Origin of the sequence: Nonomuraea thailandensis, from assembly GCF_024172165.1 — a bacterium.
GTDB classification, from domain to species: Bacteria; Actinomycetota; Actinomycetes; order Streptosporangiales; family Streptosporangiaceae; genus Nonomuraea; species Nonomuraea thailandensis.
This window is the reverse complement of the sequence record NZ_JAMZEB010000002.1, coordinates 5822727-5837340: the sequence shown is the minus strand read 5'-3', so window position 1 is coordinate 5837340 and position 14614 is coordinate 5822727. Positions and strand designations below refer to the sequence as shown.

At 73.0% G+C, this 14614-nt stretch carries 12 protein-coding genes and 1 riboswitch; of the genes, 5 read left to right on the top strand and 7 right to left on the bottom strand.

The window, feature by feature from the left end:
- The first annotated feature begins 54 nt into the window (after positions 1-54).
- Both HD597_RS30265 and HD597_RS66015 read left to right on the top strand, forming a co-directional pair.
- Entirely contained in the window at positions 55-1740 is a 1686-nt protein-coding gene (locus tag HD597_RS30265) for an ATP-binding cassette domain-containing protein (RefSeq protein WP_253746332.1), read from the top strand.
- Positions 1737-3557, top strand: coding sequence for an ATP-binding cassette domain-containing protein (locus tag HD597_RS66015; RefSeq protein WP_253746331.1), 1821 nt, complete (start codon positions 1737-1739; stop codon positions 3555-3557). The genes HD597_RS30265 and HD597_RS66015 overlap by 4 nt, the downstream gene beginning before the upstream one ends.
- Before the next feature lie 85 nt (positions 3558-3642).
- Here the strand turns inward: HD597_RS66015 and HD597_RS30255 are convergent, their stop codons facing one another.
- Positions 3643-4200 carry a CGNR zinc finger domain-containing protein gene (locus HD597_RS30255; RefSeq protein WP_253746330.1) on the bottom strand — a complete coding sequence of 186 codons (558 nt, stop codon included), beginning with the start codon at positions 4198-4200 and terminating at the stop codon, positions 3643-3645.
- An 85-nt stretch (positions 4201-4285) separates the two neighbouring features.
- On the opposite strand from HD597_RS30255, the gene HD597_RS30250 reads away from it, so the two are divergent.
- Positions 4286-5161: an alpha/beta fold hydrolase gene (locus tag HD597_RS30250; protein ID WP_253746329.1), complete on the top strand. Its 876-nt coding sequence runs from the start codon at positions 4286-4288 to the stop codon at positions 5159-5161.
- 115 nt (positions 5162-5276) lie between these two features.
- On the opposite strand, the gene HD597_RS30245 is transcribed toward HD597_RS30250, so the two are convergent.
- The 3 genes from HD597_RS30245 to HD597_RS30235 form a co-directional block, all read right to left on the bottom strand.
- Positions 5277-5987, bottom strand: a complete 711-nt coding sequence (locus tag HD597_RS30245; protein WP_253746328.1) for a CHAP domain-containing protein — start codon at positions 5985-5987, stop codon at positions 5277-5279.
- A 12-nt stretch (positions 5988-5999) separates the two neighbouring features.
- Positions 6000-6136: riboswitch (cyclic di-AMP (ydaO/yuaA leader) on the bottom strand.
- 117 nt (positions 6137-6253) lie between these two features.
- Positions 6254-7207, bottom strand: a complete 954-nt coding sequence (locus HD597_RS30240; RefSeq protein ID WP_253746327.1) for a Gfo/Idh/MocA family protein — start codon at positions 7205-7207, stop codon at positions 6254-6256.
- A gap of 86 nt (positions 7208-7293) precedes the next feature.
- Positions 7294-8115 carry an aldo/keto reductase gene (locus HD597_RS30235; RefSeq protein WP_253746326.1) on the bottom strand — a complete coding sequence of 274 codons (822 nt, stop codon included), beginning with the start codon at positions 8113-8115 and terminating at the stop codon, positions 7294-7296.
- Positions 8116-8213: 98 nt separating this feature from the next.
- On the opposite strand from HD597_RS30235, the gene HD597_RS30230 reads away from it, so the two are divergent.
- Together HD597_RS30230 and HD597_RS30225 are read left to right on the top strand one after the other, a co-directional pair.
- Complete coding sequence (locus HD597_RS30230) at positions 8214-9158, top strand: hypothetical protein (protein WP_253746325.1); 945 nt, start codon at positions 8214-8216, stop codon at positions 9156-9158.
- A 2-nt stretch (positions 9159-9160) separates the two neighbouring features.
- The gene (locus HD597_RS30225) at positions 9161-10327 is read left to right on the top strand and encodes a DUF6716 putative glycosyltransferase (RefSeq protein WP_253759544.1); all 1167 of its coding nucleotides are present in this window, start codon (positions 9161-9163) and stop codon (positions 10325-10327) included.
- Here HD597_RS30225 and HD597_RS30220 read toward each other — a convergent pair.
- The 3 genes from HD597_RS30220 to HD597_RS30210 are packed head-to-tail and all read right to left on the bottom strand — an operon-like array spanning position 10311 to position 14600.
- The gene (locus tag HD597_RS30220) at positions 10311-11546 is read right to left on the bottom strand and encodes a polysialyltransferase family glycosyltransferase (protein ID WP_253746324.1); all 1236 of its coding nucleotides are present in this window, start codon (positions 11544-11546) and stop codon (positions 10311-10313) included. The two genes, HD597_RS30225 and HD597_RS30220, sit on opposite strands and share 17 nt — an antisense overlap.
- 2 nt (positions 11547-11548) lie before the next feature.
- Positions 11549-12529, bottom strand: coding sequence for a glycosyltransferase family 2 protein (locus HD597_RS30215; RefSeq protein ID WP_253746323.1), 981 nt, complete (start codon positions 12527-12529; stop codon positions 11549-11551).
- Positions 12530-12557: 28 nt separating this feature from the next.
- Positions 12558-14600: an N-acetylneuraminate synthase family protein gene (locus HD597_RS30210; RefSeq protein WP_253746322.1), complete on the bottom strand. Its 2043-nt coding sequence runs from the start codon at positions 14598-14600 to the stop codon at positions 12558-12560.
- Between the last annotated feature and the right edge of the window lie 14 nt (positions 14601-14614).

Sequence of the window (14614 nt, the reverse complement as noted above, 5' to 3'; positions counted from 1 at the left end):
CGGGGCCGGGTTACGGTCGCGTGCATGGCAGACCGATGTGGTCACATTGGATTGATGGCATTGCTGCCGCTCGCCGGGGCGCGGCGGGCGGTGCCGTTCGCGGGGCTCGCGGCGGGGGCGGCGGTGCTGGGGCCGCTGAGCACCGTTCCGCTCGGCCTGCTGGCCTCCGGCGGCGGGCTCGCCGCGCTGGCCGGGCTGCTGGGGCTGCTGCTCGCGCAGGAGCTCTGCGCGGCGTTGCGCGAACCGGCCGCGGCCGCGGTGGCCCGCCGCGTCGACGGGGTGCTGCGTGCGCGCGTCCGCGCCGCGACGGCCGCCCTGCCGCTGGAGCGCCTGGAGAGCCCGCAGGTGCAGGCGGACGTGCGGCTGGCCCTGCACGGGCACCGCGGCCGGACGGCGGGGGCGGCGGCGGTGGCCGCGGCCGGCGAGCTATGCCGGCTGGCCTCGGCGGCGCTGGGGGCGGTGGTGCTGTCGGTGCACGTGTGGTGGCTGGGAGCCGCCGCGCTCATGCTCGCCGTGGCCCAGAACCGGCGCATCGAGGCCATGCTGGTCGGCCCCGGGGGAGTGGAGGCGCTGGCCGACAGCCCCGATCAGGCGCGGCGCCGGCGGCGGGCCGACTATCTGGCCGGGGTGGCCGGCGGCCCGGGCGGCGCCGCCAAGGAGATCCGCGTCTTCGGGCTGGAGTCGTTCTTCGTCGGGCGTTACGTGGCGGCGATGCGCGCGTACCTCGCCCCGCAGGCGCGCGGGCGGCGGGCCGTGGTCCGCGGGTATGGGTGGGTGCTGGGGGTGCAGGCGGTCGCCGCGTGCGGCACGTTCGCCGTGCCGGCGTGGCAGGCCGGGGCGGGGCGGCTGGAGGCGGGCGCGCTGGCGCAGTGCGTGGTGGCCGCGCTGCTGGTCTTCGCGTACGGGGCGGGCGGCCACCACATGTTCGACCTCGCCCACGGCGCCGAGCCGTTCCGTGCCGTCACCCGCCTGCTGGAGCCGGTGCCCGCTCCGCGGCCCTCCGGGACCGGTGGCATCGAGCTCACCGGCGTGACCTTCGCCTACCCTCACGCCGCGGCTCCCGTCCTGGACGGTCTCGACCTGCGGGTGCGGCAGGGGGAGCGGCTGGCGATCGTCGGCCGCAACGGCGCGGGCAAGACCACCCTGGTCAAGCTGCTCACCGGCCTCTACACCCCGCAGCGCGGCACCGCCGCCACGTGCCCGGCGGCCGTGGTGTTCCAGGACTTCGTGCGTCACCCCCTCCCGCTGCGTGACAACGTCCGGCTCGGGGATCCGGCATTCGAGGGGACGGACGCCGACGTCCTGGCGGCGCTGGAGGCGGTCGGCGCCCTCGACCTGCTGGACGTCCTTCCGCAGGGTCTCGGCACGCCGCTGTCGCGCGCCTTCACCGGCGGACACGACCTGTCGGGCGGCCAATGGCAGAAGGTCGCCCTGGCGCGCGCCGTGTACGCCCTGAACGCCGGCCGCCACCGAGCCCTGATCGTGGACGAGCCCACCGCCCACCTGGACGCCCGCGCCGAGCGGGAGGTCTTCGAACGGCTCCTGGACGGCACCCGGGGGCGCACCCTGGTGCTCATCTCGCACCGCTTCGCCACCGTCCGGCGGGCCGACCGGATCGTGGTCCTGGAGGGCGGGGCGATCACCGAGCAGGGCAGTCACGCCGAGCTGATGGGCGCGGGCGGGCACTACGCGCGCTGGTACCGCCTCCAGGCGGACCTGATCACCAGGGACGATCGGTGACCGGCGCGTGGGGCACCCTCCGCACCCTCCTGGTCCTGGCCTGGCGGACGGACCGGAGGGCCGGGCTCGTCCTGGTCGCGTTCCTCCTGACGGGCGCGGTCGGCCACGGCCTGGTGGGGGTCTTCCTGCGCGAGCTGACCGACGCCGCCACCGCCGGCCGTCCGGCGCCGGCCGCGCTGTGGGCGCTGGCGGCGGGAGGCGCGCTGGCGGCGGGCGTCGCGCTGGGGCGGGCCGAGCTGGCGCTGATGCAGGAGCTGGCCGAGCGGATGGGCGTGGCCGTCCAGGAGGAGATCCTCACCCTCACCTCCGGCATCCCCACGATCGAGCACCTGGAGCGGCCGGCCTGCCTCGACCGGTTGCAGACCCTGCGCGAGGAGAGCCTGCAGCTCTACTTCACGGTGTGGGCGCTGGCGCTGGTGGGGGAGCACGTGGTGCAGATCGGGCTCGGCGTGGCGCTGATGGCCGCCGTGCATCCGCTGCTGCCGCTCCTGCTCGGGGGCGCCGCCCTGCCGTCGCTGCTCGTACGGGGCCGCGCCGCCCGCCGGCTCGACGCCGCCGCCGAACGCACCGCCGAGACCGCGCGGCTGGAGCAGCAGTTGTCCGAGACGGTCACGGGTGCGGAGCCCGCCAAGGAGGTGCGCCTCAGCGGGGCCGCGCCCGCCCTGGACGGGATGGCCGCGCGGCGCTGGGAGGAGGTGTCGGCCGTGCGGGCGCGGGCCGGGATCCGGGCGGGGCTGCTCACGTTCGCCGGCTCGGCCACGTTCCTGGCCGGGTACGCCGGCGCGCTCGGCCACACCGCCTGGCTGGCGGGGCAGGGGGCGGCCACGGCGGGGGACCTCGTGCTGGTGGCCACGGTCGGCGTGCAGTTCGTCACGCAGGCGTCGCGGCTCGCCTTCCACGCCGGCTCGGTCGCCGCCGGCCTGCGCGCCGCCGCCCGCCTGGCCTGGCTCCGCGCCTACGCGTCCTCCTCGCCCGGCCTCGGTGGGCAGAACGCGTCGTTCTCGCCCGACCGTGCCGGATCGCGTACCCACAGCCCGCCCGAGCGGCTGACCGGCGGCATCACCCTGCGCCAGGTGTCGTTCACCTACCCAGGCACCGGCCGCCAGGTCCTGCACGAGCTCGACCTGCACCTGCCCGCCGGCGCCACGGTCGCGCTGGTCGGCGCGCACGGCTCGGGCAAGACCACCCTGGCCAAGCTCCTGTGCGCCCTCTACCGGCCGGATCGGGGTGAGATCCGGGCGGACGACGTCCCCCTCCACGTCCTGGCCCCTCAGGCTTGGCGGCGGCGCGTCAGCGCCGTCTTCCAGGACCTGGCGCGCTTCGAGCTGACCGCCGCCGAGACGGTCGGCGTGGGCGACCTGCCCCGTCTCGACGACCGTGGCGCCGTGGCGGCGGCCCTGGCCCGGGCGGGCGCCACCGGCCTGGTCGAGGCCCTGCCCGGGGGTCTGGCCACCGAGCTGGGCGACACGTTCGCACGCGGCCACCGCCTGTCGGGCGGCCAGTGGCAGCAGCTCGCCCTGGCGCGCGCCTCGATGCGCCGCTCCCCGCTCCTCCTCGTCCTGGACGAGCCGACGGCCTCGCTCGACGCGCCGGCGGAGAGCGCCGTCTTCGCCCGCTACGCCGAGGCCGCCCGCCGCCACCCCGGCGCCGTCACCCTCCTGATCACCCACCGCTTCCCGACGGTGCGGACGGCGGACCTGATCGTCGTCCTCGACTCCGGCCGCATCGTCCAGCAGGGCACCCACGCCGGCCTCGTCGCCCGCCCCGGCCCGTACGCCGACCTGTACGCCATCCAGCGCGACGCCTTCACCACCTGAGCGGGCACGTGAGCATGGCCGCCTGAGCGGCCACGTGAGCATGGCCGCCTGTGCGGGCGTCTGAGCGGGGCCGCATGGGCGGTCGTCAGGCGGGCGGCTTGTGGCGCCGGTAGTGGCGGGCGACGCGGACCCGGTTCCCGCACCGCGCGGCCGAGCACCAGCGGCGGCGCGGATGCGCGGGCAGGAACACCATCACGCAGTCGTCCGCCTCGCACTCACGCACCAGGGCGACGGCCGGATCGGCCAGCAGTTCGGCGGCGGCCTCGGCCAGCCACGCCGCCAGCCGCTCCCCGGCCGAGCCGCTGACCCGCCGGCGGGCCGCGGTGACGGCCTGCCCGTCCCAGGACAGCTCGGTGATGGCGGGCGCGGCACGCTGGGCCCGGTTGAGCGCCGCGAGATCGTCCGCCGGCGGCCCGGTGCCGCGCCGGACGCGGTCGAGGGCGCGCGCGACGTGCTCGCGGACCCGCCGCACGGCGGCCACGTCGGCCTCGGTCAGCTCCCCCGGCAGGGAGATCCGGCCGGCCTGGAGCCGTAGCCAGGCCCGCAGGTCCTCGGGCGTGGTCAGCAGGTCGCCACTGGCCGTCCGGGTGTTGACCAGGTCCAGAGCCAGCGGCTCCCCGGTCAGCGGACCGAGCTCACTCATGTCTCTAATGCTACAGCTCCCGGTTGACCCATTAGAAGCTCGCCCGCTATACCTAATGCATCACCTACGTCAGAAGGAATTAGGAATGCTTCCCGAGATCGCCCGCATCAGCCACCGCCACCTTGACGTGGACGGCGTCCGCGTCTTCTACCGCGAGTCGCACCCCGGCCGCGCCGACGCCCCCGTGCTGCTGCTCCTGCACGGCTTCCCGTCCGCCTCGCACCAGTTCCGCCGCCTCATGGACGTCCTCGGCGCCCGCTACCGGCTGATCGCCCCGGACTATCCCGGCTTCGGCCACACGCAGGCGCCGCCCGGCTTCACGTACACCTTCGACCGGCTCGCCGACGTCACCGAAGGGTTCGTGCGGCGGCTCGGGCTGACGCGCTTCGTGATGTACGTGTTCGACTTCGGCGCGCCGGTCGGCTTCCGGCTGGCCGAGCGGCACCCGGAGTGGATCGCCGGGCTCGTGATCCAGAACGGCAACGCCTACACCGAGGGCCTGTCCGGCGGCGCCCGCGACTTCGTCGCGCTCCGCCCGTGGACGCCGGGCGCCGAGCGGACGATCCGCGACCTGCTCACCCTGGACGGCACCCGCGGCCAGTACGAGACCGGCGTCCCCGACCCTGCCGTGATCGCCCCGGACGGCTGGACCCTCGACCAGCACTTCCTCGACCTGCCGGGGCGCAAGGAGGCCCAGGTGGCGCTCGCCTTCGACTACCACTCCAACGTGGAGCGGTACGAGCGCTGGCAGGCCTGGCTGCGCGCCCACACCCCGCCGGCGCTCATCACGTGGGGCGGCGACGACCCGTTCTTCCCCGAGCCCGGCGCCCGCGCCTACCTGCGGGACCTGCCCGGCGCCGAGCTCCACGTGTTCCCCACCGGGCACTTCGCGCTGGAGACGCACCTGCCGGAGATCGCGCCGCTCATCGCCGCCTTCCTCGACCGGACCTGGGCAAGGTAGCGAGCCGGTCCGGCAGCACCCGGGAACGCGACGAGCGCGCGTCCCCGGGGTGGGGACGCGCGCTCGTCGCGTCACATGGAAGGCAGAGAGCGGGCTCCCGGCCTGGAACGTTCCGTCAGGAGGCGTACTGCGGGTAGCCGTAGCCGACGACCTGCGACTTCGGACGGATGCGCTCTTCGACCTTGCCGTTGCCGGTGTTGCCCTCGATCGTCGAGATGGTGCCGTTCTGGTTGTCCTTCACGACGAACCCGACGTGCTGGATGTCGCTCAGGCTCTTGCCGCCGTCCCAGGCGAAGAACACGACGGCGCCGGGCTTGGCGGCGGTGCCCCAGCGGTCGTTGGCGGCGAACCACTTGGCGTGGGCGACGGTGTAGGCGTCCCAGCCGACCTGCGGGCGGGCGCCGGTCTGCTCGCCGACCCAGGAGACGAACATCGAGCACCAGGCGGCGTTCAGGTACGCGGCGCGGTTGCCGCCGTCGCGGGCGACGGTCTCGCCGGCGCGCTGGGAAGCGGCGTACCACTGCTGGAACTTGGTGCCGCCGCCGTAGGCGTTCTCGGAGGTGCCGACCTGGGCCTTGGCCAGGGCCAGGACCTGGTCAGCGGTAACGTTGATCTTGGTCTCGGTGCGGTCGTCCGCCGCGCCGGCCTTGTGGGCGGCGATGGCGGCGTCCGGGTGCCTGGCGGCGGTGGCCGCGGCGACGCCCGTGGCGGTGTCGGCGCTGGCGGTCATGGCGTTGACGCCGAGGGCCGAGGCGATGACGGTGGCGCCGAGGGCGGCGCGGGCGATGTTGGTCTTCGAGACAGCGGTAAGACGGTGCTTGGCCATCGAGGGAGGTGCTCCTTGCTTCCATGCCGCTTACCGGGTTAGCTGACGGGCTCGGGCGTGGAAGCTGCCCTACGGCACCGGAGTGCCGATTCGCCCCAAAGACATGGGTCCCCGGTTCCGCCCTGAGGCGGATTCAGCGGTCGCAGGACGATCCTGCGATGTTTCGTGCGATGGTCTGACATAGCCGGACAAACCGGGCGTATGCCTCAAGATGCCCCATAAGGTAATACATGAGGCAAGAGGATTACAAATCCATAAAAGCTCAGCTAGGCAATCTGCCTGCGAGCGTCGGCCAGAAGCCCCAGCATGGCAAGGGATTCGTCAAGAGGCATGATCGAGGATTCGGTCCTGCCTTCGGCCGTGGCGGCGCGGACTTCGCGAAGCTCTCCGGCGTATCCGTTGTCCGCCGGATCGAGCACATGCTCTTCCGGCTCCATGGAGGGCCCGGTGAGAACGATCCGCTGCGGAGCCCAGAACGGAGCCTGGAGGTCCGCCCGCATCTGACTACCTACAACACAGGCCGTGTTCGGGTAATTCCCGAGCAATGAGGCCGCCACGAGAGCGTGTCGGCCACCGGGGTAGAGCAATACGCCGGCCGCCTCCGCATCCACCCCGCTCGGGGCCAGGGATCCGGTGATGCGCAGGTCAGAGGGCATGCCCAGGAGCAGCTGGGCCAGCCCGAACGGGTAGATCCCCAGGTCCAGCAGGGCCCCGCCGCCCAGCTCCGGAGCCCACAGCCGGTGGGCCGGGTCGTAGGGCGCCGCGAAGCCGAACGTGGCCTGCACCGAGCGGAGCTCGCCGAAGCGCGGATCGGCCGCGAGGCGCTGGACGAGCGGGTTGAACCGCATCCACATGGCTTCCATCAGGAACACGCCCGCCTCGCGCGCCAGGCGCACCATCTTCTCCGCGTCGTCCACGGTGGCCGCCAGCGGCTTCTCGCAGAGCACGGCTTTACCTGCGGCGATGGCCATCTCGGCGACCTGCAGGTGCTGCGCGTGCGGGGTGGCCACGTAGATGGCGTCCACCCCCGGGTCGGCGCACAGCCGCTCGTAGGAGCCGTACGCCGACTCCGCCTCCAGCGCGGCGGCCAGGGCCTGGGCCCTGGCCAGGTTCCGCGATCCGACGGCTGCCACGCGCATGCCGGGCTCGGCCGCGATGGCGGCCCCGACCGTACGCGCGATGCCGCCGGTCGCCGCAATTCCCCAAGTGAAATCTCGCACGCGGAGATGTTATAGGGGAGGTAAAGAAAGGGTTATGGGGGGATATGTCATCAATGGCGTGGCGTCACAAAAGTCACGCCGGTCACTTACGTCAGGTTGAACGTGTCGGGATCCGGCCCGAGACGCTCCCCCCTGTTCATGGCGCCGATGGCCGACATGTCCTCGCTGTCGAGGATGAAATCGAACACGCCGATGTTCTCCTTGATGCGCGCGGGCGTGACGGACTTCGGGATCACCACGTTCCCGAGCTGCAGATGCCAGCGCAGCACGATCTGCGCGGGCGTCCTGCCGTACTTCTCCGACAGCACCGACAGCGCCGGGTCCGACAGCAGCCCCTTGCCCTGCCCCAGCGGGCTCCAGGCCTCGGTGAGGATGCCGTTGGCCTCGTGGAAGGCCCGCATCTCGCGCTGCTGCAGGTACGGGTGGAGCTCGATCTGGTTGATGGAGGGCGTGATGCCGGTCTCGTCCATGAGCCGGGTGAGCGTGTCCACCGTGAAGTTGGAGACCCCGATGGCCCTGACCCGGCCGTCACGGTAGATCTTCTCCATCGCCTTCCACGCCTGCACGTACTTGTCCTGCTGCGGCACCGGCCAGTGGATCAGGAACAGATCCAGGTGGTCCAGGCCCAGCCTGGCGAGGCTCTCGTCGAAGGCGGCCTCGGTGCGGCCGTGGTCCCCGTTCCACAGCTTCGTGGTCACGAACACCTTCTCGCGCGGCAGGCCGCTGCCGCGCACGGCCCGCCCCACGCCCTCCTCGTTGCCGTAGGCGGCGGCGGTGTCGACGTGCCGGTAGCCGGCCTGGAGCGCGGTGGCGACCGCCTGCTCGGCCTCTTCGGCCGGGACCTGCCAGACGCCGTACCCGAGCTGCGGGATCTGCACGCCGTCGGTGTTGAGCATGAGCGAATTCATACCCTCCATTGTTCACGCCGCGTTTCTGAGGGCTTAAGGCGGTGGGGCTAGCTTGAAGCGGTCGTTAACGCGCCATCACCCCGCTGGGAGGGCAACGAGTGGTCGAGCAGGCGTCGGCCTGGGTGGAGTCCCCGCTCCAGATGCTGTGCGCCGTCGAGGCCCACCACGCCGGGCTTCTCGGCCCCGAGACGGCTGTCGTGCCGCGGGCGGGCCTGCGGCCGCTGAAGGCCACGCGCCGCGAGCTGCGCTCCCTGGGGCTGCCCGACGGGCTGGTGCTGGCCGAGCCGCGCGAGCGCATGCCCAGGCGCGTGCAGGCCGTCGGGGACGCCTTCTCCGGCAAGGTGCAGCTGCGCTGGCTCACCTCCCGGCCGGGCCGCATCGTCATCGTGGACGACGGGCTGGCGACGCTGCGGCTGCTCGAACTGCTCGCCGCCGGCCCGTACCGGCCGCTGCTGCGCGCCCGCGCCGAGCCCACCAGGCTGCGCGCCGCCCTCGGCGTGGCGGCCGCGCTGCGGCTGCGCCTGAGCAAGGTGTCGGTCTTCACCGCCCTGAACGTGGACGACAAGCTGGCGCAGGCCGTCCGCCAGGCGGGCGTCGACCTCGTCCGCCACGACTTCGCCTGGCTGCGGGCCCAGCCGCCCAGCACCGAGAGCCCGGCCGAGCGCACGGTCGTGCTCGGCACCTCCCTCGTGCGCAACGGCCTCGTGCACCGCGACCACTACCTGCGCTGGCTGACCGACCTGGCCGCGCGCGAGCCGCTGGCCTACTACCCGCACCGCCGCGAGGACCCCGTGGACGTCGCCCTGATCCGGGAGCGCCCCGGCATCACCGTCCACGACGCAGGCGCGCCCGCCGAGCTGACGCTGCGCGGCCTGGACCCGGGCCAGCGCGTGCTCAGCCTTCCCTCGACCGCGATCACCTCGCTGCGGGTGCTGCTCAGCCCGCGCGGTGTCGCCGTCGAGCCCGTGGACGTTCCAGATGACTGGTGGACCAGCAGGGCGGCCCCCGCCCTGCGATCGCATTTGACCGGAGTGTCCAGTTGAAAGTGTTGGCGGTCGCCGACTCCGACTCGTATCTGAAATGGGCGGCCTGCCTGCTCGGTGACCTGCCTCCGGGCTGTGTGACGGAGCTGGTCGTGGTGCGCACGCCGATCGCCCCCTCGCCGGAGCAGATCGCCGCCGCGGTGAACGGCAGCGCGGGCGCGCCGCCGCCGGTGTTGTCGGCGCGATCCGTGCGGCGGCTGGCCGAGCGGACCAGGCCCGACGTGATCCTCGTGGCCTGCACGGGCCCCGTGGTGGACGTGCTGGTGGCCGAGGTGCTGAACGACCTGCGGCCGCGGCCGGTGTTCGTCAGCGGGCTGCCCGGCATCTCGGTGCCGGCCACGGAGAAGGCGTGGTTGTTCCGCAGCGGCTGCGACCTGTTCGTGGTGCACAGCGAGCGGGAGGTGGCGGAGTTCTCCGAGATCGCCGCCAGGCTCGGCGGGGGAGGCGCGGTCGGCCTGGCCCGGCTGCCGTTCCTGCGGCCGGAGCCGAGCGCGCGGGGCGGCAACCGGGTGGTGTTCGCCACGCAGGCCAAGGTGCCGCGGGGGCGGGAGGAGCGCGAGCGCATCCTGCTGTCGCTGGCCGAGCTGGCCGGGCGCCGCCCCGACCTCGACGTGGTGGTCAAGCTGCGCGCGCTGGAGGACGAGCGGCAGACCCACAACGAGCGCTTCCACTACCAGCGGCTGTGGCGGGAGCTGGGCGAGCCGGGACGGCTGGCTTTCGAAGCCGGCTCGATGCAGGACCAGCTCCAGCGGGCCGCCGGATTCGTCACGGTGAGCTCGACGGCGGCCCTGGAGGCCATCGCGATGGGCGTGCCGTCGCTGGTGCTGCGCGACTTCGGCGTGAGCGCCGAGATGATCAACCTGGTGTTCGAGGGCAGCGACCTGCTGGGCACGCTGGAGGAGCTGGCGGCGGGCGAGTTCCGCGACGCCGCCGGAGCCTGGTGCGCGGCCAACTACTTCCATCCGGCCGAGCGCAACGACTGGGCGGGGCTGCTGAGCGGGCTGGTCATCTCCCGGCCGCGCGTGCCCGCCAGGTCGCTGCTCGACGGGCCGGAGCACGCGGCGGGGCGGCGCCGGGCCCGGCTCCGTGTGGAGGTGCCGCCCAAGATGTTGCGGGTGGGCTACCGGGCCAAGCGCCGCATGCGCCGCTACCTCAGATCGCTGACCTGATCTTCTTGCGGATCCTGGAGAGCGTGCTGGGCTTCTCCGCGAAGCCCAGCGTCTCCAGGCGCTTGCGCTTGAAGTAGCGCCGGTCGAAGTCGATGCGGTCCGGCCGCAGGCCGGGATAGGTCTCGGCCTGCATGCAGTAGCCGACGGACCGCACGAGCGCCTGCAGGTCCGTGACCGGCGGGCGCTCGATGTGCCCCTGCGCCGACAGCCTCGGGAGCATGGCGTCGACGATGGTGGCGGGGATGCGGTTGCTGTTCTCGTACGGGGCCAGCCGCTCCAGCACCAGGTCCGTGCCGTAGGAGGCCACCTGCAGCCCGAAGTAGCGCTGCGCGGTCACCAGCCCCGTGGAGAAGCAGCCCACCACCAGCTCGGGCCGCAGTGCCGCGAAGCACACCTCGGCGGGCACGCTCTCCCCGGCCACCGACAGCCGCACCCCTAAGGGATCGGCGGCGGCGCGCAGGAGCTGGGCGTGCCGGCGGCCGGCGGCCGGGTGCGGCTTGAACACGACGTCGGTGTGGCCGCGGGCGACCAGGGCCTTCAGCATGGTCTCGTGCAGCCCGGCCTCCTCCTCCGGCGTGAGCAGCTCCAGCGCCGACAGGTACTGGCCGAGGATGATCGCCTGCCCGGCCATCATGTCGGGCGCCGTCGCGGTGACCTCGTGCACGATCGACAGGAATCGCTCGTCGGGCAGGATCTCGGGGGCGACGCCGTACTCGCTGAGCAGCAGCGGCTTCAGCCCCGGCACCAGGTCGAGGTGGATCAGCCGCTCGATGCGGCGGAAGATCTCCGCGGGCAGCGGGTCGCGGGTCGGGCCGTAGCTCATCAGCCCGTCGGAGTAGACCGAGATCGGGCAGTCGCGCACCAGGCCCGCGATCGTGCGCGCCGGCGGCACCGCGATCGACTCCAGCACCAGTTCCTCGGCCCCGTCCAGGCCCCAGTGGGAGCGGATCAGGCGCTCCATCATCGGCACCTCGATGACGCGGGCCCGCCAGTCGGAGGGGTGCAGCGGCGCGATCAGCTCGTTCCACGAGTGCACCTCCTCGAAGCGGGAGCGCAGCGCGGCGAAGCCTGGCGTCCTGTCCAGCGGGGTCGCCACCTCGGGGATGGCCGCGTTGTTCGAGACGATCAGGACGCGGCGGCCGTCGCCGAAGCGGCCCTCGTCGATGGCGGCCGCCAGCGACATCGCCCCGAACAGCGTCGAGGCGTAGAAGACCTTCACCTTTAGGACTCCTCCCGGTCGCGGCGGACCCGGACGTGCGGGCTGGGGGGCAGGTCGGGCACCAGGGCCCGCAGGGTGGCCTCGCGTTCCACGGACATCCGCGACACCGACTCGGCCACCAGCTCCGGCGGCAGCGCCCGCACCATCTGCGCGCCGCGCTCGCAGAAGCGGGCGCGCAACGCCGGCGTGAGCCGGTCGCCGATCTCCAGGTGGTGGGCGAGCAGCGCGCAGAAGTTCCGCGCGGCCTTGGGCAGGAACTCCGGCTCCAGGTCCTTGAAGACCAGCTCGAACGCGTCGAAGAAGTGGAGCTGGCGCTCGTCGCCCACCTGGGTCAGCGACCCCGACACCATGCGCCGGTAGAACACCCCGGCCAGCGACGCCACCGCGAACGTGGCGGCCTCCCGGTGCAGCCGCCAGATCCACGGCCGGTCCTCGGCGGTGTGCAGGGAGCCGGGGAAGTGCAGCAGGTCGCCCAGGGAGCGCCTGTAGACGCCGGCCCAGGCGTACGGGTAGTCCACCATGGTGCGCACGCCGGCCGGCAGGATGGCGTCGCGGGGGGCGAGCACCGTGCCCCTCCGCGCCAGCGGGGCACGGTGCACGACCCGTTTACGGCCCTCCACCTGCACGTGGTCGACGCGTACGAAGTCGCAGCCGAGCCCGTCGATCGCCTCGACGAGCCGTGCCAGGTAGCCGGGCGCCAGCCAGTCGTCGCCGTCCATGAACGTGACGTACCGGCCGGTCGCGGCCGACAGGCCCGTGTTGCGCGCGTCCGCCAGCCCCACCGGCGCGGGGTTGCGGATCACGACCAGCCCGGGCAGCTCACCGATGAAGTCGTCGATGATGTCGCCCGTGGCGTCCACGGACCCGTCGTTCACGATGATGAACTCGAAGTCGCCGCGCGCGTTGCGGGACAGCGAGGAGAGCGCGTCGGCGATGAAGCGCTCGCCGTCCCGGATGGGCACGACGACCGAGAGCGTGATCAATGTTGTCGATTCTTCCTGATGCGTACGGTCAGACGGTCACCCGGCGCAGGCGGGCCTTCGGAGCCTCCTCACCGGGGAAGACCCGCTTGACGCCGTCACCCAGGGCCTGCTCGATGATGCGGATGTCGCGGACCAGGTGCTCGAGGCCAGACGGCTCCAGCGAGGCGGCGTGGTCGGAGCCCCACATGGTGCGGTCGAGGGTGATGTGCCGCTCCACGCAGACCGCGCCGAGCGTGACCGCGGCCAGCGAGATCTGCAGGCCGCGCTCGTGGCCGGAGTAGCCGACGGGGACGCCGTAGCGCTCCTTGAGCGTGGTGATCGTCCGCAGGTTCGCCTCCTCCGGAGGCAGCGGGTACGTGGACGTGGCGTGCATCATGATCAGCTTGTCGGTGCCGAGGATCTCCACGGCGGCGTCGATCTCCGACAGCGTCGACATGCCGGTCGACAGGATGATCGGCTTGCCGGTCGCGGCCAGGGCGCGCAGCATCTCGTGGTCGGCCACGCTGGCCGAGGCCACCTTGTGCACCAGGACGTTCATGTCCTCCAGGAACTCCACCGACGGCACGTCCCACGGCGAGGCGAACCAGTGCAGCCCGCGCTCGTCGCAGTACTTGGCGATCTGCGTGTACTCGTCGCGGCCGAACTCGGTGCGCTCCTTGTACTCCAGGTACGTCATCTCGCCCCACGGCGTCTGCCGGATCTGGCCCTTCTGCTCCTCGGGCACGCAGATCGCGGGGGTGCGCTTCTGGAACTTGACCGCCTGGCAGCCGGCCTCGGCGGCCACGTCGATGAGCTGCCTGGCCAGGTCGATGTCGCCGTTGTGGTTGATGCCGATCTCGCCGATGACGTACACCGGCTCGCCGTCGCCGACCAGCACGTCGCCGATCGCCACCGGGGCGAACTGCGGCCGGGTGCGCACCGCCACGGGAGCCGGCTCGGGCTCCGGCCGGGCGGCCACGACGCGGTCGCACAGCTCGCGCACCGCGCCGGCCCCGCCGGCGGCGGTCAGCACCACGCGGGCGGCGGCGCGCACGCGCGGGTGGGCCTCAGGGGTGGCGACGGGCCAGCCGACCTCGCCCATCGGGCCCAGGTCGTTGACGTCGTTGCCGACGTAGGCGACGCGGGCCGGGTCGAGGCTCTCGATGCGCAGCCAGTCGCGCAGCACGGTCCGCTTGTCGGCCAGGCCCTGCAGCACGGGCACGCCGAGCTTGCGGGCGCGGGCCGCCACGACCGGGTTCTGCTCGGTGGACATGATCAGGACCTTGACGCCGGAGCGCTTCAGCAGCGAGACGCCCATCCCGTCGGAGCGGCTGACCAGCACCATCTCGCGGCCGTCGGAGTCGACGTAGGCGCGGTCGTCGGTGTGCACGCCGTCGAAGTCGGTGATGACGGCGTCCACGTCGATCGGCTCGGGCTGGTCGATGAACGGGGCGAGTGCTCGCACGAGCTCCAGGTCCTCCGGGTTGTCGATCTCGATGGCGTGCTGGGCGGGCACCGGCTGGACGGCGATCTCGCCGAAGAAGCGGTGGCCGTGCTCGCGCAGGCCCGCGGTGCGCATGACGTAGAAGGCGCCGTTCTCGCGGAACTCGGGCGCGCGGTCCTGCCGGCGCTGCCGGACGGCCGGGTCGTGGTTGACACCGCCGCCCGTGGCCGTCCAGAGGAACTCGTGCGTGGGCAGCCCGGACACGACCGAGTCGGCCTCGCCGTCGAGCACCTTGCGCACCGCCGCGGACAGGTCATCGGGGTCGATGAACGCGCTGGTGGCCTGCACCAGCACGACGACCTCGGGCTCCTCGCCGAGGGCGTCGAGCGCGTGCAGCACCGCCGACTCGCTGGAGGCGGTGGCGCCGCTCAGCTCCGCCGGGCGCTCCACCACGATCGCGCCCGCCTCCCTGGCGGTCTCGGCGATCCCGTCGTGGTCGGTGCTGACCACGACCTGGTCCACCAGCTCGGCGCGCAGGCAGGCCCGCACCGCCCGGGTGACCAACGGGACGCCCCCGACCAGGGCGAGGTTCTTCAGGGGTACGCCCGCCGAACCTCCGCGGGCGGGAACAACGGCCAGGACTCGCAAGGTGTGTCTCCTCA

Coding starts and splice junctions, on each gene's coding strand:
- HD597_RS30265 (WP_253746332.1), top strand. CDS start 55: ATGGCATTGCTGCCGCTCGCCGGGGCGCGGCGGGCGGTGCCGTTCGCG.
- HD597_RS30255 (WP_253746330.1), bottom strand. CDS start 4,200: ATGAGTGAGCTCGGTCCGCTGACCGGGGAGCCGCTGGCTCTGGACCTG.
- HD597_RS30250 (WP_253746329.1), top strand. CDS start 4,286: ATGCTTCCCGAGATCGCCCGCATCAGCCACCGCCACCTTGACGTGGAC.
- HD597_RS30245 (WP_253746328.1), bottom strand. CDS start 5,987: ATGGCCAAGCACCGTCTTACCGCTGTCTCGAAGACCAACATCGCCCGC.
- HD597_RS30235 (WP_253746326.1), bottom strand. CDS start 8,115: ATGAATTCGCTCATGCTCAACACCGACGGCGTGCAGATCCCGCAGCTC.